Genomic DNA, 19,574 nt, shown 5'->3' with positions numbered 1-19,574 from the left:
AACTCACTGGAGCTTGTCAAGCAGCCAGCCTGAGTTCCATGCGATCCCAAATTTCGACCAGAGCTTTGGTCAATTCGACCATCATCTCTTCCGTATGTACTGGACCCGGTGTGAATCGCAGCCGTTCGGTACCGCGCGGGACCGTGGGATAGTTTATTGGCTGTACGTAAACGCCATATTCCGCCAACAAGATGTCACTGACTTTCTTGGCTTTTACCGGATCGCCGACTTGCAGGGGAACGATATGCGTTGAGCTATCCATAACCGGTAGGCCGTGATCCGCGAACAAGGTTTTCAGCTTCTGCGCAGCGCGTTGCTGTCCTTCGCGTTCAGCGCCGGATTGCTTCAAATGGCGCACGCTTGCCAAAGCTCCGGCAACAAGAACGGGAGATAGGCTTGTCGTGAATATGAAACCCGGAGCGTAGGACCGGATCACATCCACGATTTTCTGGTCAGCAGTAATATAACCGCCCATTACACCGACGGCCTTTGCCAGTGTGCCTTCGATTATGGTGATGCGGTCGGCAGCTCCGTCTCGTTCCGAGATACCACCGCCATGTTCGCCGTACATGCCCACTGCGTGGACTTCGTCGCAATAGGTCAGCGCGTTATATTTGTCTGCCAGATCGCAAATTGCATGGAGCGGCGCGACATCGCCATCCATCGAGTAAATGCTTTCAAAGGCAATGAGTTTGGGCACGTCGGGATCTTCTGCCGCAAGCAGTTCCTCGAGATGGTCAAGGTCATTGTGATTGAACACGCGCTTTTCACAGCCGCTATTCTTGATACCTGCAATCATTGATGCGTGATTGAGTTCATCCGAAAAAATAATGCAGCCAGGCAGAATCTTTGTGAGAGTCGAAAGTGTTGCTTCGTTGGAAACATAGCCGGACGTAAACAGCAAAGCACCCGACTTGCCGTGAAGGTCAGCCAGTTCATTCTCAAGCTCGACGTGATAATGGGTATTGCCGCCAATGTTCCGGGTTCCGCCGGACCCTGCACCCACATCATGCAGAGCTTCTTCCATCGCTGCTATCACATCGGGATGTTGTCCCATTGCAAGATAGTCATTCGAACACCAGACGGTGACCGGCTTTGGTCCATTGTGGTGGGCAAAACAACGCGCATTGGGGAACGTTCCCTTGTTGCGCAAAATATCGATAAAGACCCGGTAACGACCTTCGGTATGGAGGCGATCTATCGCCTGCGAAAAAACCTTGTCATAGTCCACGTGTAACAATTCCCTGCGTCGTTTCTTCTGTTCAGCGACTTCCAGAAAAAATGCTTTAACGACCTTTTTCCCCAATTTCCAGCGAGAACGGTTCTCAATAAGCGGTAAAATCAAAGTGACTCGAAATCATGCAACCCATAAGCCTTTAGCGCCGGTCGATAAGGCGCGATCAGTGACAGGTCGCCGGTAGTGACGAAAACCCCGCTTCCGGAGCTTTCAGGCCATTGCCGAGATTTTGTCAGAAACGCAATCCGCCTCGCGATACCGGAAGAACCATCGACAAACTGAATATCTCTGGTTGAAGATTTGCGTAACTCGTCAACGACAAGTGGAAAGTGCGTGCACGCCAGAATGATGGTATCAATCTTGTCGCCATCCGCCTGCTCAATCAGGCCTTTCAGCGCCTGATTAATGACCATCGGATCAACTGGTTCATTACGCAGCTTTGCTTCGGCCGCGTGGACCAATTCCGGTGCGGCAAAACGGATCAGCTTTCTGTCAGAGGCAAATTCCTGCGCCAAACGATCAACATAGGGCTGACGGATTGTCGCCTGGGTTCCCAGTAAACCAATTACGCCACTCCTGGTCATTTCACTGGCCGGTTTGATCGCCGGAACCGTCCCCACAACGGGAACATCCAGGGCCGATCGTACATAATCCAGAGTAATGGTCGATGCTGTATTGCAAGCAATTGTAACCAATTGCGGTTGATAACGTTCTACAAGTCGACCCAGCAAAGCGGGAACCCGTGATGCCAGTTCCTGTTCCGATTTTACGCCGTAAGGCAGACCGGCATAGTCCGCTGCATAAACGACCGGCGCATTGGGTAGGAGTTTCCGAGATTCGGCCAGCACGGACAAACCGCCCACACCGGTGTCAAAAAACAATAGCGGTCGCGTGTCAGTTGGTCGATCGAATGTCATTAAAACCCCTTATGCGCTGAAAACCGGATCGTCTATTCAATCTGTTCATCCGATCATCGACCGATCTTACCTTTTTTTACACAGCAAAACACTTGCCCGTTCAAGCTGTTATCGATAGCGCCGGTCAAAAGAAGGGGAAGAGTTGCAATGCTGCCCATGTGGATGGAACCTGTTCTGGCTGTTTTGCTGGGTTATGCGCTGGGCTCCATTCCATTCGGGTTGTTGCTGACCCGCTTGACCGGCGGCGGTGATCTTCGCGACATCGGATCAGGCAATATCGGCGCAACCAATGTGCTGAGAACGGGTAACAAGGCAGTTGCAGCCCTGACCCTGCTTCTCGACATGGGAAAGGGCGCCCTCGCGGTAATAGTCGTTGGCCAGCTATTCCCCGGTTTTGAAATCCTGGCAGGAATGGGCGCATTTCTGGGACATCTCTATCCGGTCTGGCTTCGATTCAACGGTGGAAAAGGCGTTGCTACACTGCTCGGGATCATCACTGCACTGCAGCCCATATTGGGGGCCGTGTTTGCCGTAATCTGGATCGGAACGCTGATGATCTGGAGATATTCTTCACTCGGGGGAATGCTGGCATCAGCCTCGGTTCCCGTATCTGCCTTTGTCCTGGGTGAATATCAATGGATTCCGATTTTCGTTGGCCTGACCCTGCTGGTCTTCTGGAAACATCGTTCCAATATCGAACGACTTCTTGCGGGCGAAGAACCGCGAGTGGGAGCATCAAAAGATAATGGATGATGCGGCACATGCAGATCGTGTGGATCGACTGCAGCTGATCCGTTCGGCAAATATCGGTCCGGTCAGCTATGCACGGCTGCTAAAAAGTCACGGCAGCGCGAGCAGCGCCCTGAAGGCTCTGCCGGAGCTGGCCCGTCGGGGAGGACCCAGAGCGCCCCGAATTGCCGATCGGCAATCTGTGCTCGACGAGATGGCGATGGTGGCCAAGCTTGGTGCCCAATATTTGTTCCGGGACGATCCGGCCTATCCCGTTTTGCTTTCTGAGCTGGACGATGCGCCGCCTGTATTAATTTGTCGCGGCGACTTGTCGCTGCTTGAACGACCAACGGTAGCGATTGTGGGGGCGCGCAACGCCTCCGCAGCATCTTGCCGGTTTGCGCGTGATCTGGCCAATGATCTCGGCCAGAAAGGTGTCGCTGTCGTTTCGGGATTGGCCCGCGGTATCGACACGGCTGCGCATGACGGGTCGATCAATCAGGGAACCATTGGCGTGATTGCAGGTGGGACGGATATCTATTTCCCGCCTGAGAATCAAAAACTTCAGGAAGCGATTGCAGATCGAGGTTTGCTGCTGAGCGAGCAACCTCCCGGAACCGAACCCCGTGCACGGCATTTCCCTTATCGGAACAGGATTATTGCAGGGTTGGCGCGCGGAACGGTGGTGGTTGAGGCAGCTCCGAAATCGGGTTCACTGATCACGGCGCGACTTGCCGGAGAGGCAGGACGGCAGGTGATGGCGATACCTGGTTCGCCTATCGATCCCCGTTCCCGCGGCTGTAACAGCCTGATACGCGATGGCGCGGTACTCATTCAGTGCGCGGAAGATGTAATGGAGCTCGTTCGCCCGTTTGATGAACGGATCGAAGAAGCACGCCAATCTCTCCATGTAAAAACCCCAGCCCGCTCTAATGACAAAGGGGAACCAGTTCGGGTTCCTGCAGTTGCAAAGGGAGATCGACACACCGTTGAAGCCTTGCTGAGTTCTACACCCGTCGCGATCGATGAACTCGTGCGGCAAACACGCATGCCCCTTTCGGACCTGCAACTCGCTCTTCTAGAGCTCGAATTGTCCGGACGCCTCACGCGAAGCGCCGGAGCGAGAGTAAGTCTGGCGCCCTTAAACTGAACAATTTGAAAAAAATTTGCCGGATAAACCATGAATGTCTTGACGAAATCCAATTCCCTGTCACAGCCTCGCGCGTATACGTGAGAGAAACGAAACGGATCCTATGCAACTAGTCATTGTCGAATCACCAGCCAAAGCCAAAACAATCGAGAAATACTTGGGATCGGATTTCAAGGTTCTCGCTTCCTATGGCCATATTCGCGATTTGCCCCCGAAAGACGGGTCGGTGGATCCTGATGACGGTTTTGCGATGATCTGGCAGCCCTATGCCGACAAGTCCAAGCAACTCAAGGCAATTACGGACTTGTCAAAAAAAGCCACACGCCTTGTTCTTGCAACCGACCCTGATAGGGAAGGCGAAGCGATTAGCTGGCACGTGCAGGAAGTCTTGCGGAAAAAGAAAGCGCTCCCCGAAAAGGTCGACCGTGTCACGTTCAATGCGATTACAAAGGCGGCGGTCACCGAAGCCATGGCGCAACCACGGGCGCTCGATGATGACCTGATCGATGCTTATCGGGCCCGTCGTGCGCTGGATTATCTGGTTGGCTTTACGCTGTCGCCCGTGCTGTGGCGGAAACTTCCCGGCGCAAAATCCGCTGGCCGTGTGCAATCTGTTTCCCTGCGTCTGATCGTTGAACGCGAGCGCGAAATTGAAGTTTTTGATCCGCAGGAATATTGGTCTGTTATCGCTCAGATGGAGCAGGGCGGACAGGCATTTGAAGCGCGTCTCACCGTTCATCAAGGCAAAAAACTCGGCAAGCGGGATTTATCCAACGAAGCCGAAGCAACAGCTGCGAAAACCGGGGTCGAAAACGGCCTGTTCACGATTGAAGCGGTGGAGACCAAGCCTCTCACCCGCAATCCGCCGCCGCCGTTCACAACATCGACCCTGCAACAGGAAGCGGCGCGCAAACTGGGCTATTCGGCCAGTCACACGATGCGGATCGCGCAGCAACTCTATGAAGATGGCGCGATTACCTACATGCGTACCGATGGTGTGCAGATGGACGGCAGCGCCATTTCCGCTGCGCGCAAGGCGATCGCCGATCGGTATGACGCCAGCTATGTTCCCGACAGCCCGCGCATTTACAAATCCAAAGCCAAAAACGCGCAGGAAGCCCATGAGGCGATCCGGCCTACCAGTTTTACCCGTGACAAAATGGGCAGCGGCGATCACGCGAAACTCTACAGCCTGATCCTGAAACGCGCCATGGCAAGCCAGATGGCAGCGGCACGCCTCGAACGCACGACAATCGACATGCTCGATGGCACCGGGCAAACCGGTTTGCGCGCCAATGGTCAAGTCGTGAAATTCCCAGGCTTTCTGGCACTTTACGAAGAAGGCCGCGACGACAGCAAAGACGAAGATGGCGGCTTGTTGCCGGCTATGGTCAAAGGTGACAGCCCGGCCAAGAAATCGGTCGAAGCCAATCAACACTTCACGCAGCCGCCGCCGCGGTACAGTGAAGCGAGCCTCGTCAAGAAAATGGAAGAGCTCGGCATTGGCCGTCCTTCGACCTACGCTTCGATCATCAAGACCCTCAAAGACCGCGCTTATGTTCGCACGGAAGGCAACCGGTTCTTTGCAGAAGAGAGCGGACGACTGTTGACCGGATTTCTGGAACGGTTTTTCGAACGCTACGTGGCTTACGAATATACCGCCGGCCTGGAAGAAGAGCTGGATGACGTCAGTGGTGGCCGAGCGGAATGGCAGAAAATTCTCGAAGCCTTCTGGCATGATTTCAAGCCCAAGACGGCAGAAGTCATGGAAAAACTGCCGTCAGAAGTCACGGCAGAACTCGACAAATTTCTCGGTGACTATCTGTTCCCGGAAAAGGAAGATGGCAGCGATCCACGGCTGTGCCCCCGTTGCAACGAAGGCAAGCTAGCTTTGCGCGGCGGTCGGTTCGGAGCGTTTGTCGCCTGTTCCAATTATCCAGAATGCAAGTTTACCAGACGCTTTGCCCAGGGCGGCGGCGCCAATGCCGGTGAAGATGAAGGCCCGCAGGATCTTGGTATCGATCCGGATACGGACGAAAAAGTCACAAAGATGATCGGTCGTTTCGGCCCCTATGTACAGCGCGGCGAAGGCAAGGAAGCCAAACGTTCTTCCATTCCAAAAGACGTACCTGCCGAGGATTTCGGGCTCGAATGGGCGCTGAAGCTTCTCTCTCTGCCGCGCGAAGTCGGCAAACATCCGGAGTCAGGTGAAGCCGTCAACGCACAGATTGGCCGCTACGGCCCCTATCTGAGCCATAACGGTTCATCCGCCAGTCTTGAGAACACCGCCGAAGTATTCGAAATCGGCATGAATGCCGCTGTCGCCAAACTCGCTGATGCCGCGAAAAATGGCAAGGGGCGGGGCAGGGGACGTCAGGAACCGCTCAAAATCATGGGCAAGCATCCGCGGACGGAAGAAGAAATCAAGCTGATGGATGGCCGCTACGGCCCCTATGTCACCGATGGCACAACCAACGCATCGCTGCCTAAAACTGTCGACAAGGATGAACTGACGCTGGAAGAAGCAGCGCAGCTCATTGACGACCGCGCAGCCAAAGGTCCAGCGAAGAAGCGCAGGAAAAAGAAAGCGGCTCCGAAAAAGAAAAAACCCGCAGCCAAGAAAAAGCCTGCGGCGAAGAAGAAACCGGCGGCCAAAAAGGCACCGGCAAAGGCTAAGGCGGAGTAGTTACGAATTGTTCTGTCTACGGAGTGTGGCGAGTAAGGCTCTGTTCTAATGTCCGCTTTGGGCGCAAAAGCAGACATTAGGAATACGGGTTAGACAGGCGTAAGGCCGTGCGTTAACTTGCGGCAATCGGTGGAGGAACAGATTGCTATGCCCGTCTCATACAAAATACCTAAGCTGCTGTGGGCGCTCGCGATCTCATTGATCGGTTGGTCGGGTATTTCCAATGCAGAAACGCCAGTGGCTAACGTCCAAAAGCAAGTTGTTTATGGACAAGGTGCGGTAGATGTTTCGACCGAACGTCGCTTGCGGCCTCTGCTTCTCGACGCCTACCTACCAAAACAAACTGCCGCGAACGAAAAGCCTCATCCCGCAATCATCCTTGCCTTTGGTGGTGCATTTCATCGCGGAGGAAAGGGAGACTATCAATTTTCGGAAGACGGGGCGAGTGATTCATCAATGGCTGATTATTGTCAGGCACTAGCCGATCGCGGGATCGCCTGTTTCTCCATTGACTATCGATTGACCCCGGAAGACCCTGCCTTTCCGGAAGGACTGGAACAGGCCAATCTTATGTCAAAGGAACTTCTCAGCAGTCCAATTGTTACCGGACGGGTAGAAATAGTTCGCAAGCGGATGAGTTTGCCCCCGTTAGATGACCGATCTCGTGAACAGTTGTGGAATGCCACTTTTGCAGCAGTTGAAGATTTGGAAACCGCGCTCAATTTCATTCGCAAAAATGCTGATAGCTATGGGATTGACCCTGATCGTATTGCTGTTGGTGGGTTTTCAGCGGGTGCCATTACGGCGATCAATCTGGCCTATGGCAAAGGGGTCGATGTTCAAGCTGTGGTTTCCTTGTCAGGAACGAGCTGGGGTTATGATCTTGGCAAAACCGTTACAGACAAGGCACCTCCGCTTCTGATTGTTGCCGGTCAATGGGATTTAGCCGGAATCAGAGAGGGCAGCGCCGGTATCACAAAACTGTTTGTTTCTAGAAATGTTCCAACTTCACAAGCATGGGTACCCGGCTTTGGCCATTTCTATCCGAAAGAGGCCCCGAGCTTATCATCGCAGTTCGACAAAGTATCCGTCATTGATAGGCTGGTTCAATTTCTGGACCGTAACTTGCATCCTTCTGCCGATTGAAACACCCACGGAAAAAGACTCGAAAGGTGTTAGCGATTAAGCATCTACTGTCCGCTATGGGCGCAAAAAGCGGACACTATTTTTCCCAAGGAAACTGTGAGGAAGGAACCAGCACTTGCTTTCCTTCAAGATTCCAACCGCTCCATGATCCAGCTAGCTATCAACTTTTGTACCAGAATTTGATTTCCAACATGACAATGGGAGCTTGCTTCTTCCTCAGCGGTAAACAGTCGCGCTGTGACTGATCGTGCGTTGGTCAAGCTTGCTTGCTGGGAGAAAAATTGATTCAGAGGCACTAAATGATCATCTTTAGCGCCCAGCAGAAGGACATCCTGCGTGACTTTGGCAGATATTTCCCCGGTCGTCATGGCTTGCGCCCATTTCAGATATTCGAACGGCGTTTTCGTGCCGGTGACATTCAGGCCGTGCGCCACCGCCCATGCCGTAGTGGAATCTGCCGCGACTGCTTTACCCATCACGCGATTGACAATTGCGGCAAGATTATTTCTTAACAGGAAGCCAAGTAGTTTTGCTTTGCTCTCACCCAACCGATTGGCGAGACATCCATAGAAGCTGACCATCGCGTCATTAGCAACAACCCGCTCGATGCGTTTTTCCTTTGCTGCCGCTCGCATTGCGAGACACCCGCCCAATGATATGCCCATCAGGGTGCAGCTTTCTACCTTCATATGGTCGAGCACCGCGCCAACGACCCGCGCCCAATCATGCGTCATTTTCAAGCCGTATTTGTGCAACGCGCCACCTTGTCCCGGACCTTCGAACAGGATGACGCGATAACCTGCTTCTGCATGCTCCTTCATCATCCAGTAAAATTCCTCGATGAAGGAATCGAATCCGCCGTGAACGACCAGTGTGTCAATTTCCTCACCCTTGGCCGGAATGGAGATCATCGGGAGAAAACCGTCGTCAAAAGGAATGCGGTCTGATTCATAGGTCTCCCCGGCAGTGGATGCAGCAAAGAGTTCCTGAAACTTCTGATAGGCTATTGGTTTTTCCGGATCGGAAGTGTGAGTGAAAAATTCTGCACCTCGATAGTAGAAGGCTGCCTTGCTCGTGCGATTCTCGGCCTCTGCCTTTTGCGCCAGTTCAAACATCACCTGTTGGAAAGTTGGTAAGCTGTTGACGCGCCGCGCTGCCTCGATCAATTCATCTTCTGGTAAATAAGGAAGCCAGCGGTTGAACTGATAATTGAAATTCGGATCGGCATGGAAAGAGCGATAACCGACTATGTCATTCATTACAGGCGTTTCATCTGTCTGGCGGCCAAGAGTGTCAGCTTCCATCGCGTTTCGCTCCTTGTAAAATGAAGAACATGGTCGCCACTGTGCCACTATGGTTGCGCCAAGCGTGGCGGGTTCCGTTCTGGACGACGCAATCTCCCGCTTTCAAAGTTCGCGTCGCGCCGTCGTCTAGCTCAAGCAGTAACTCCCCTTTGACCAATATGCCAAAATCGATGGAGTCCGTTGTGTGCATGCCCGGCGCATCCAGCTCAAAATGAGCAAGCGCGCCCGGCATTTTTCCTGATATTTCTTCAACACCCTCCGGTGACAGATCAATGCCGGACTCGCCCTCTTCGGTTGGCGGAAAATCGATCATTCGGAACACGGTTCCGTCTTCGCCGGGAAAGTATGTTGGCACGCCCGGGAACGCGCCTTTGTGCGGAACGGATTTGTCACTGCCCATTGACCAGAGTTCAAACGTTTTGAAGCCCGGCATCGCATTCATCTGGACAGGTTCAACTGCCTGATCATCAAGAAACACCGACTTTCCATCGGCATCATGGCCCGTTACAATTCGATTGCTTGACATATATCTCCCCCGTTTGATGGACCGGTGCAGCCTAAGTCTGCATTCATCGATAAGTCAAACTGCGCGGTGAAAGACATTCCAATATATTCAGGATCTGGAGAATGTCCTAGATAACATACCGATATTGGATCGGACAAACCGTAAGCTCTAATGTCCGCTTTCGGGATATAGCGGTCAGAGCGCTAGCGTCCGCTATGGGCGCAAAAGCGGACATTGCCATGTTGAGTGCCCTCAAAATCAATTGGAATAGCTTTTGATGGTCTGGAATGTCTGCTAGCCAGTCGGCATGGACAAGCTAATCCAAGTTCTGTTAATTGCACTATTTGTTGCGGGTTGTTCGAGCAATTTAGGGCGAGAAACTCTCGGCGATGATTACCCTGTCATAAATGCCGAAGCCATTTCTGGCGAAAATTACATCAGGTCAATGCTTATCAGTAACGGCCAGCGCGAACAAATCGCGTATGAAGTGATCGTCAATGAAGAAGGCCGTGTAATCTCATTCGAGATGCGCGATTACATTTACGATTTTCCAGACAGTTTGATCCGAAGTCATTTGAAACGATATACCGATCTAAAAGTTGAACAGGCCATATTCGATCCGGTTATTCGAAATGGAAAACCCATAAAATTTCAAACTTCAGTTTATGTAAACGCCTATCCTCCGGAGCGAACCAGCAAAACCTCAAATACAAAGCCACCCATCGATTGGAATGATCTTTCTGTTACTCTCTCAAGAAGTGGGTGCTTTGGAACTTGTCCGGCCTACGAGGTGGAAATAACCGGAACAGGTGATGTCAACTATCATGGACATGGCTTTGTTGTTATTGAAGGGGCGCAAAATTACACAATTTCCAAGGATGCAATCGCAGGACTAGTTGATGAATTTGATCAAGCAAACTTTTGGAATTTAGAAGATGAATACCGCCAAACGGTCACCGACAATCCGACGTATGTTATCTCTTTTACAACCGGAAGCTACAGTAAGACTGTAGTTGATTACGTCGGTTTACCAGTAGGTATGCCATATGCTGTTCGCGAGCTACAGGAACGAATTGATGCCGTTTCGAAGACGGCGCGATGGGTACGCGGTAATCGCGAAACTGTTGCATCGCTTAAATCCAACGGTTTTGATTTCAGCTCCGTGGAAAGCCAAAAAGCCGTGATTGGAGCAATAGAATATTCCTCGGAAGAAATCGCGGTGGAGTTGCTGAACCAAAAGGTTCCGTTGGACACTGAGTACGCGGAATACCCCGATTGCGATGAGTGTGGACCAAATCCAAAAACCTATGCGAGGGCCTTAAAGTCGGCAGTTCATCGTAATAGGGAACGGTTGTTCCATCGTCTCGATAAAGATGGTTGGACAACAAAACTCAATCAGGCCCAAAAGGATGAACTGTTGTGGTTGGCAGCAAAATCCAACAACCCTAATCTGGTTCGACAATTGCTAGATCGAGGTGCTGGATTTGGTTACAATAATTCATCACCGTTGGTTGCGGCATTGGACAATGACTTTTTCCAAACATCCACTGACAAAGATCGGCAAGAAGTAGTTCGAATACTGCTTGCTGCGGGCGTGAACTTAGAAGCTAAAAACGGGATTGGATATACTGCCCTTCAACATGCTTATGATGAGAAAGTTGAGATTGTAAAGATGCTGTTGGACGCCGGAGCTGATGTGAACGCTGGAAGCATAGACCCATTGAACGATATCGAAAATACGAGTTCTTCCATCCTTTACATCACCGAAGATGAGGTGATCGCAAAATTGGCAATTGAACAAGGAGCCGACACTTCGCTCAAGTCAGAAGAAGGAAAAACACTGATTGAACTGGCTCGCGAGCGGTCTTGGCTCCAAGTAACTAAACTCCTGCAAGAATAAAGGATTGATTGCGGGCTAGTGTCCGCTTTCGGGATGAAGGAGACATAACACTCATGTCTGCTATGGTCGCAAAAGCGGACGTTGTAAAAAGCTGAATCGATGTGTATTTTCTTACGATGTTTAAGAGCAGAATACAGAAAATAGTCGTTGTCGATCTGTTGTTACTGACTGTGGCTCTGATCTCTACAACATACAGCGTAATTGACTATTTTTGTTTCGACGGGATTCTCGATGCACACAAGTATCAAATTGAGCAAAACTTCTTCGACATAGTGTACTGCTCAATTGGAATAGCGATCCTTTTAATCGAATTTCAGCAAAAATTTTTACTGATGGCAATCTACCATATTCACTACGTTTTATACTTATTGGCATCGTTGTTTTTCTTGATCTATGTCCCTCAAATAGAATTGTCCAATAGCGAAGCAGTTTTCATATGTTTGTTGTTTGGTCGGTTTGCTTTGTTCATTTTTGTATATTTTCAATTGCATCGGGGCCGGTTGCAAGCGAACACCTGATATGCTGGACGTTAGTGTCCGCTTTCGGGATAAAGCAGACACTAGAGACAGCCGCCGCCTCTACTTCACCCAATCCAGCCCCATATCCTGATACAGGCTCTTGTCCTCATCCCAGTTGGCGCTGACTTTGACGTGCAGGTAGAGATGCACCTTTCGTCCCAGAATCTCTGACAGTTCGGCCCGGGCTTTGGCGCCGATTTCCTTGATCTGATGTCCGCCCTTGCCAAGAACAATCGCGCGCTGGGTGGGCTTTTCAACCAATATTTGTTGATGAATTTCGAGCGAACCGTCCGGCCGGTCTTTATACTGCTCCATCGCAATCGCGATCGCATAGGGCAGCTCGGCATGCAGCTGGCGAAACACTTGCTCCCGCGTAATTTCCGCCGCCAGTAGCCGTTCGCTGACATCTGAAACCTGGTCTTCCGGGAAATGCCATGGCCCTTCAGGCATCGCAGCAACCAGATATTCCAGCAATTCGGGCAGGCCATCGCCGGTCTTGGCGCTGACGAAAAAAGTTTCATCAAATTCCGCAAGCTCGTTGAGCTTGGATGCGTGGTTGAGCAGCTTGTCCTTGGCCGCGATATCAACCTTGTTTAGCACCAGTATCTTCTTTTCCTTGCGGTGCTGAATCCGGTCGACAATCGATGTGACCTTGGGGCCCAGACCCGCGCGGGCATCGACCAGCAGAACAATCACGTCGGCATCTTCTGCGCCTTCCCAGGCTGCGGATACCATCGCCCGGTCCAGCCGGCGCCGCGGTTCGAATATCCCCGGCGTGTCGACCAGCAGCAATTGTGTCTTGTCCTCAATCGCAATGCCCAGCAAACGGGTCCGCGTTGTTTGCGGTTTGGAACTGGTAATCGCCACCTTTTGCCCGATCAGCGCATTGATGATCGTCGATTTCCCGGCGTTCGGCGCGCCAATAAGAGCAACAACTCCGCATTTCTCGGTCATGTGTAGGTTTCCAGAAACAGTTTTGCAGCTGCAGTTTCAGCAGTTTGAATGGAGGAACTTGTCGCCTCGACATCACCGACATTGTTGACGCTGACCCGAACGGTAAATCTCAAATCATGATGCGGACCGGATTTTTCTACAAGCTCGTAGAAGGGCATTTTCCGGTTACTGGACGCGGTCCATTCCTGCAGCGCTGATTTGGGATGCTGAATATTCTTGGCCATGCCCGAAATTCGATCTTTCCAGTGCTGAAGAATGAACGCGCCCGCTGTTTCCATACCCAGATCAAGATAAATCGCTCCGATCAGGGATTCCATAACGTCGCCAAGCACCTTGATACTTTGCCGGGCTCCGTCATCTCGTGCTTGCTTGCCGAGCCGCAAGTGAACCGATACATCCAGCGTACGCGCGACTTCGCCGCACACTTTTCCCGACACCAGGCCGTTGAGCCGCTGCGACAACTTTCCCTCAGGTTCATTCGGAAACTGCTCGTAAAGCTGTGAAGAAATTGTCAGACCCAGCACCCGGTCACCCAGAAACTCGAGCCGCTGATAGTCTTTTTCACCAAAGCTGCCATGCGTAAACGCGCGGACATAGAGCTCCAGATCAACGGGTTTCTGACCGATGAGGCCGGTCAGCCATTTTTCAAGTTCGACCTTGTTCAAAACCCTTCCCCAATCCGTTCCCACCGGGAGGCGGTGAACCAGGATACCGGATTGATCCATTCAGCAGAACCATCGGTCGAAAACACCGATACCAGCGCGCGGCCAACCAGGTTTTCCTGGGGTACCATCCCGATTGCCTGACCATCTTCTGCCGGCCAGCGGCTGTCGGCGCTCCGGTCGCGATTATCGCCCATCAGGAACATGTGTCCGTCCGGCACGACAAACGGCCCTCTGGTGTCTCCGGCGGAATTGGGTTCAAGATCGAGAATTTTGTAGCTCTTGCCATTGGGCAGGGTTTCTTCAAATTGCGGATAGCGGCACACAGCCTCTTGGTCCGCGTTGATCGTTTCAAATTCCGGTTTGTAGCATGGGCTGTTTGGCGAAACCTTGTGGATCAGGGGATCGACCTTGGTACGTTTGACCGACACGCCATTGATGGTGACCAGACCATCCGTAACCTGGATAATGTCTCCGGACAGACCGATCACCCGCTTGATATAGTCATCACGGGCACTTGGCGGCGCTTTAAAAACCACGACATCGCCGGGCTCCGGGCGGTTTGGAAGGATTCGACCGGGAATGACCGGTGCGCTGAACGGCATGCTGTATTTCGAATATCCATAAGGCCATTTCGCCACCAGCAGGAAGTCTCCGACCATCAAGCGAGGCTGCATCGATTCCGATGGAATGTTAAACGGAGATACGATGAAACTGCGTAAAATCAGTACGAACAGTCCAAGCTTGATGAGAAACGCAATAAAATCGCCGGTTTCTGATCTGTTTTTGGTGGCTTTTTGCATCGCGTCCCTTTGCTGATAATGATGCGCGCGGTCAAGTCTGGTCAAGCAACCACGATCTCGACAGGACTATGTAATTTGGACTTGTGAGAACCCGGTCTGCGGGATAGTGCGAAGGAAACAATATGCTTCAGGGTCCGGAAAAGAAGGAAAGATTTTGGCAGACTGGCAAAGCATAGAAACGCATCCGCGATCCACATTGTCCGAACTGTTTGAAAATGATCCTGATCGTGTTTCTGGTTTCACGATGGAACAATCGGGTATTTATTTCGATTTTTCGAAAACACATCTGAATGATGACCTGATACGGAAATTTGAAACGCTCTCCTGCGGGCTGCATGTTGCTGACAAGATCAAGGCGCTGTTCGCGGGCGAGGCAATCAACATCAGCGAAGGCCGTGCGGCCGAGCACTCTGCGGAACGGGGCAGAGGCAATGAACAAAGCGTCGAGCTGGCAGCGATGCTCAGAAAACGCATGGAAAGCCTGGTACTGGCGATCGAGTCCGGCGCGCTTGGGACCATCAAACACATCATTCATCTCGGAATTGGCGGCTCAGCGCTTGGGCCGGAACTGCTGTTGAATTCTCTCGCCATCGGCGACGAACAATATGAGACAGTCGTCATTTCAAATATTGACGGAACCGCATTGGAACCCGCCCTGGAACGTTTTGAAGCGGACAAGACCTTGCTGGTTGTCGCTTCCAAAAGCTTCACCACTTCGGAAACTCTGCTCAATGCTCAATCGGTCATCGACTGGATGCGTGAGCAGGGCGAAACGGACCCCTATGGCCGCATCGTTGCCTTGACCGCTGCCCCGGACAAGGCCGTTGAATGGGGTGTGGACGAAAGCCGGATATTGCCTTTCTCGGAGACAATTGGCGGGCGTTACTCTCTGTGGTCGTCTATTGGGTTCAGCGTTGCCCTGACGCTTGGACTTCAGTCTTTTGAAGACCTGCTGGCCGGCGCTGCGGAAATGGATACACATTTCGCCACCGCACCGTTGGATCAGAATATCCCGGTCATCGCCGCCTGGTCGGATCAATATTATGCGCAGGCCAGACAGTGCCAGACCCGGGCGGTATTCGCCTATGACGAGCGTTTGACCCTGTTGCCCGACTATCTCCAGCAACTGGAGATGGAAAGCAACGGGAAGTCCGTAACGTCCGATGGCCGTGCACTTGGACGACACAGCAGTGCTATTGTCTGGGGCGGGGTCGGAACGGATGCGCAGCACGCGGTGTTCCAGCTTCTGCATCAGGGAACCCATATTGTACCGGTCGAGTTTCTAGCAGTGATCGAACCCGGCCATTCACTGGGACCGGATCATCATCATGGCCTGCTTCTCAATTGCTTTGGACAAAGCGCAGCGTTGATGGCGGGTCAGAAATCCGATGACCCCAATCGAAATTATCCAGGTGACAGACCCTCGGTGACCATTTTACTGGACACGCTGGACGCTAAAACACTGGGCGCGCTCATTGCTTTCTACGAGCACCGGACGTTCGTGAACGCGGCATTGCTCGGGATTAACCCGTTTGATCAGTTCGGAGTAGAGCTCGGCAAACAAATGGCGAATGCATTGATGTCGGGGGAAAGTAACGAAATGGACAGCTCGACCGAACAATTGAGGAAACGGGCGTTCCCCGCCTGATATTTTAGGAATTACCATGTCAGAATTTGATTATGATCTCTTTGTAATAGGCGGCGGTTCCGGCGGCGTCCGTGCTGCCCGAATTTCCTCAACCCACGGTGCAAAAGTAGCGATCGCCGAAGAGTATAGAATGGGCGGTACCTGCGTAATCCGCGGATGCGTGCCGAAAAAGATGCTCGTCTATGGCGCGCATTTCGCCGAAGATCTGCACGAAGCAGACCGCTATGGCTGGGACATATCAGGCGCCGAGTTTAACTGGACACGTCTGCGTGACATCATTCAGGACGATGTTTCCCGGCTGGAAGGTCTTTATGCTGGAACTCTGGGCAATGCGGATGTTGAAATTTACAAGGAACGTGCTGTCCTCACCGGACCAAATGAGATCAAACTGGCCAGCGGCAAAGTCATCACCGCCAAATATATCCTGATCGCCACGGGCGGATGGCCCGCCAATGCCGGTTGTCCAGGTGAGGAACATGCACTCACATCCAACGAGATATTCCATCTGGAAGAGAAACCGAAAAGCATCATCATTGTCGGCGGCGGATATATCGCCAATGAATTTGCCGGCATATTCCATGCCTTTGGCAGCGATGTAACTGTCGCCAACCGGTCCGAAAAAATCTTGCGCCCCTATGATCAGGAAATTGTCGGCAAGTTACAGGAAATGGGCGAGGCCAAGGGTATTAAATACCGCCTGAGCGCTCCGCTCACCAAGATCGACAAGAATGATGACGGGACAGTCACCGTTCATTTTGATGACGGCGGTGAACCACAAACCGCAGATGTCGTGATGGTGGCCACGGGCCGCGTTCCAAACAGCGCCAATATGGGTCTGGCGGAAATCGGGGTAGAACTCGACAAATCGGGTGCAGTCGTTGTTGGAGATGACAACAAGTCCAGCATCGACAGCGTTTACGCTGTGGGTGATGTCACCAACCGGGTTCAGCTCACGCCGGTTGCAATCCGCGAAGGCCATGCGTTTGCCGATTCGGTATTCGGCGGCAATCCGCGGACCATTTCTTATGAGAATATCCCGTCAGCGGTATTCTCGGCCCCGCCCATTGCTTCTGTAGGCCTGACCGAAGATGCAGCGCGCGCGCAACATGGCGACGATATCAAAGTCTATAAAAGCGACTTCCGTCCGATGAAGAACGTCCTGTCAGGCCGCGAAGAACGCGGGCTTTACAAGATGATCACGCAGGGGCCCGAAGAGATTGTTATCGGCCTCCACATGATCGGTCCGGAAAGTTCGGAAATCTTGCAAGGGGCAGCCATTGCGATTGTCGGAAAAATGCCAAAACAGGTATTTGATGACGTCGTCGCGATCCATCCCAGCATGGCCGAAGAACTGGTTCTGTTCAAATAGGTCTTGAGCGCCCTGAAAGCCGTAACGGCATGGCTGTTTCCAAAGATACCAAATTGATTAGCCGCTGGCTATTGACCCCGGCTATCGAGCATTGCATGGACTTTTGAATATTCCGGATCGCTGAAAGCGCGGTTCATATATTGGGGACATTCATGCAGAACATTCTTGATCGACTGGAAGCCAAGCGCGCAGAGGCGCATCTTGGGGGCGGGCAAAAGCGAATTGATTCTCAGCACGCCAAGGGCAAGCTGACAGCGCGCGAGCGTATCGAAATATTGCTCGACGAAGGTTCGTTCGAAGAAATTGACATGTATGTCGAACATAATTGCGTCGACTTCGGAATGGAGAAGACGAAAATCCCCGGTGACGGTGTGGTCACAGGATCAGGCACGATCAATGGCCGATTGGTCTATGTCTTCAGTCAGGATTTCACGGTATTCGGCGGCTCCTTGTCCGAACGTCATGCCGAAAAGATTTGCAAGGTGCTGGACAACGCCATGAAAGTGGGCGCGCCGGTAATCGGCATTAATGACAGCGGCGGCGCCCGTATTCAGGAAGGTGTGGCATCGCTTGGCGGCTATGCCGATGTTTTCCAGAAGAACGTGCTTGCCAGCGGTGTCATCCCGCAGCTTTCCCTGATCATGGGACCATGTGCAGGCGGCGCGGTCTATTCACCGGCGATGACGGACTTCATTTTCATGGTGAAAGACAGCAGCTATATGTTCGTCACCGGCCCCGATGTGGTCAAGACCGTCACCAACGAGGTGGTCACGCAGGAAGAACTGGGTGGAGCAGTTACGCACAGCACAAAAACCAGTGTGGCTGATGTGGCTTATGAAAATGATATCGAAGCCTTGCTCGCTGCCCGCGATTTCATCGATTACATGCCGCTGAGCAACAGGGAAGAAGTACCGGAACGCCCGACCGCTGATCCCTGGGATCGTCTCGAAGAGAGCCTCGATACGCTGATTCCCGACAATGCCAATCAGCCTTATGACATGCACGAAGTCATCCGCAAAATGGTCGATGAGGGCGATTTCTTTGAAATCCAGCCCGCCCATGCCGGGAATATCATCTGCGGGTTTGGCCGGATGGAAGGCGCGACAGTCGGCGTTGTCGCCAACCAGCCCATGGTGCTGGCCGGTTGCCTCGATATCAACGCGTCCAAGAAAGCAGCGCGTTTTGTCCGCTATTGCGATGCGTTCAACATTCCGATCGTAACACTTGTCGACGTTCCCGGCTTCCTGCCCGGCACCTCGCAAGAGCATAATGGCATCATCAAACATGGCGCAAAACTGCTCTTTGCCTATGCCGAAGCGACCGTGCCCAAAATCACGATCATCACCCGCAAAGCCTATGGCGGGGCCTATGACGTCATGGCGTCCAAGCATTTGCGCGGCGATCTGAATTACGCCTGGCCGACTGCAGAAATCGCGGTCATGGGCGCGAAAGGGGCGGTCGAGATCATCTTCCGCGGCAAGACCGAGGAGGAAATTGCGGAGCACACCCAAGAATATGAGGACCGCTTCGCCAACCCGTTTATCGCGGCGCAAAAGGGATTTGTGGATGAAGTGATCATGCCGCATTCCACACGGCGTCGGGTAGCTTTGGGACTACGAAAGCTGCGGAATAAGGAGCTGGAGAATCCGTGGAAGAAGCATGATAATATTCCGTTGTAGTGGATGCTCAAAAAGACCACAGTTCTATTGATTGTCCTATTTGCTGTTGGTGCTGGCTATCTTTTGTGGGTGATGGAAAGAGATTTATCCCAACGGACGCAAAACTTGACCACGAAAACTCCTTATTGGTCTTGCGAACAACTGCCATCAAAAGGTGGGTTAGCAAGAGTTTTCGCAAGTTCAGTCATTCGGGAACAGGGTTATGATTGGAGTGGTTTCCACTGGACAGCAGGATACTTTTTATATTCGAAGTACTACAATTGGAGACTTAACTCGGATGACCTGATCGACAATTTCTTGAAAACACCAACACGCAGAGAGAAAAATTGTACGCAAATTGGAAAAGATGGAAAATGAAGATTCAGGT

The 19,574-nt window shown here is 52.2% G+C and carries 15 protein-coding genes; 8 read left to right on the top strand and 7 right to left on the bottom strand.

Annotation, left to right across the window (positions count from 1 at the left end; all coding sequences use genetic code 11):
• Nucleotides 1-16: 16 nt before the first annotated feature.
• On the bottom strand, nt 17-1,231 hold the full coding sequence (gene hemA / locus ABJI30_RS13155; protein ID WP_348017824.1) for a 5-aminolevulinate synthase: 1,215 nt from the start codon (nt 1,229-1,231) through the stop codon (nt 17-19).
• 110 nt (nt 1,232-1,341) lie between these two features.
• A complete protein-coding gene (gene murI, locus ABJI30_RS13150; protein ID WP_348017149.1) occupies nt 1,342-2,154 on the bottom strand; it encodes a glutamate racemase in 813 nt (270 codons plus the stop codon).
• Between the two features lie 147 nt (nt 2,155-2,301).
• Between murI and plsY the strand changes: the two genes are divergently transcribed.
• The 4 genes from plsY (at nt 2,302) to ABJI30_RS13130 (ending at nt 7,865) form a co-directional block, all read left to right on the top strand.
• The gene (gene plsY / locus ABJI30_RS13145) at nt 2,302-2,907 is read left to right on the top strand and encodes a glycerol-3-phosphate 1-O-acyltransferase PlsY (protein WP_348017148.1); all 606 of its coding nucleotides are present in this window, start codon (nt 2,302-2,304) and stop codon (nt 2,905-2,907) included.
• Nucleotides 2,900-4,033, top strand: coding sequence for a DNA-processing protein DprA (gene dprA / locus ABJI30_RS13140; protein WP_348017147.1), 1,134 nt, complete (start codon nt 2,900-2,902; stop codon nt 4,031-4,033). Before plsY ends, dprA begins: the two co-directional genes overlap by 8 nt.
• A 103-nt stretch (nt 4,034-4,136) precedes the next feature.
• Complete coding sequence (topA, locus tag ABJI30_RS13135) at nt 4,137-6,719, top strand: type I DNA topoisomerase (protein WP_348017146.1); 2,583 nt, start codon at nt 4,137-4,139, stop codon at nt 6,717-6,719.
• A gap of 147 nt (nt 6,720-6,866) precedes the next feature.
• A complete protein-coding gene (locus ABJI30_RS13130; RefSeq protein WP_348017145.1) occupies nt 6,867-7,865 on the top strand; it encodes an alpha/beta hydrolase fold domain-containing protein in 999 nt (332 codons plus the stop codon).
• 125 nt (nt 7,866-7,990) lie between these two features.
• Here the strand turns inward: ABJI30_RS13130 and ABJI30_RS13125 are convergent, their stop codons facing one another.
• On the bottom strand, nt 7,991-9,169 hold the full coding sequence (locus ABJI30_RS13125; RefSeq protein WP_348017144.1) for an alpha/beta fold hydrolase: 1,179 nt from the start codon (nt 9,167-9,169) through the stop codon (nt 7,991-7,993).
• Nucleotides 9,159-9,695 carry a cupin domain-containing protein gene (locus ABJI30_RS13120; protein ID WP_348017143.1) on the bottom strand — a complete coding sequence of 179 codons (537 nt, stop codon included), beginning with the start codon at nt 9,693-9,695 and terminating at the stop codon, nt 9,159-9,161. The genes ABJI30_RS13125 and ABJI30_RS13120 overlap by 11 nt, the downstream gene beginning before the upstream one ends.
• Before the next feature lie 286 nt (nt 9,696-9,981).
• On the opposite strand from ABJI30_RS13120, the gene ABJI30_RS13115 reads away from it, so the two are divergent.
• On the top strand, nt 9,982-11,574 hold the full coding sequence (locus tag ABJI30_RS13115) for a DUF6438 domain-containing protein (RefSeq protein WP_348017142.1): 1,593 nt from the start codon (nt 9,982-9,984) through the stop codon (nt 11,572-11,574).
• A 578-nt stretch (nt 11,575-12,152) separates the two neighbouring features.
• On the opposite strand, the gene era is transcribed toward ABJI30_RS13115, so the two are convergent.
• Genes era through lepB form a run of 3 tightly spaced genes read right to left on the bottom strand, consistent with a single transcriptional unit; the run spans nt 12,153 to nt 14,511 of the window.
• On the bottom strand, nt 12,153-13,046 hold the full coding sequence (era, locus tag ABJI30_RS13110) for a GTPase Era (protein ID WP_348017141.1): 894 nt from the start codon (nt 13,044-13,046) through the stop codon (nt 12,153-12,155).
• Nucleotides 13,043-13,711 (bottom strand): ribonuclease III, encoded by a 669-nt coding sequence (rnc, locus tag ABJI30_RS13105; protein ID WP_348017140.1) that lies wholly within the window; start codon nt 13,709-13,711, stop codon nt 13,043-13,045. The genes era and rnc overlap by 4 nt, the downstream gene beginning before the upstream one ends.
• Nucleotides 13,708-14,511, bottom strand: a complete 804-nt coding sequence (lepB, locus tag ABJI30_RS13100) for a signal peptidase I (RefSeq protein ID WP_348017139.1) — start codon at nt 14,509-14,511, stop codon at nt 13,708-13,710. The genes rnc and lepB overlap by 4 nt, the downstream gene beginning before the upstream one ends.
• A 151-nt stretch (nt 14,512-14,662) precedes the next feature.
• On the opposite strand from lepB, the gene pgi reads away from it, so the two are divergent.
• From pgi to ABJI30_RS13085, 3 genes are all read left to right on the top strand, one after another.
• On the top strand, nt 14,663-16,159 hold the full coding sequence (gene pgi / locus ABJI30_RS13095) for a glucose-6-phosphate isomerase (RefSeq protein ID WP_348017823.1): 1,497 nt from the start codon (nt 14,663-14,665) through the stop codon (nt 16,157-16,159).
• 16 nt (nt 16,160-16,175) lie between these two features.
• A complete protein-coding gene (gorA, locus tag ABJI30_RS13090; RefSeq protein ID WP_348017138.1) occupies nt 16,176-17,528 on the top strand; it encodes a glutathione-disulfide reductase in 1,353 nt (450 codons plus the stop codon).
• A gap of 152 nt (nt 17,529-17,680) precedes the next feature.
• Entirely contained in the window at nt 17,681-19,207 is a 1,527-nt protein-coding gene (locus ABJI30_RS13085; RefSeq protein WP_348017137.1) for an acyl-CoA carboxylase subunit beta, read from the top strand.
• Nucleotides 19,208-19,574 lie beyond the last annotated feature (367 nt).

This window comes from Parasphingorhabdus sp., from assembly GCF_039968395.1.
Lineage (GTDB): Bacteria > Pseudomonadota > Alphaproteobacteria > Sphingomonadales > Sphingomonadaceae > Parasphingorhabdus.
Note: the sequence above shows the minus strand (reverse complement) of the source record. Positions and strands in the feature narration are given on the sequence as shown.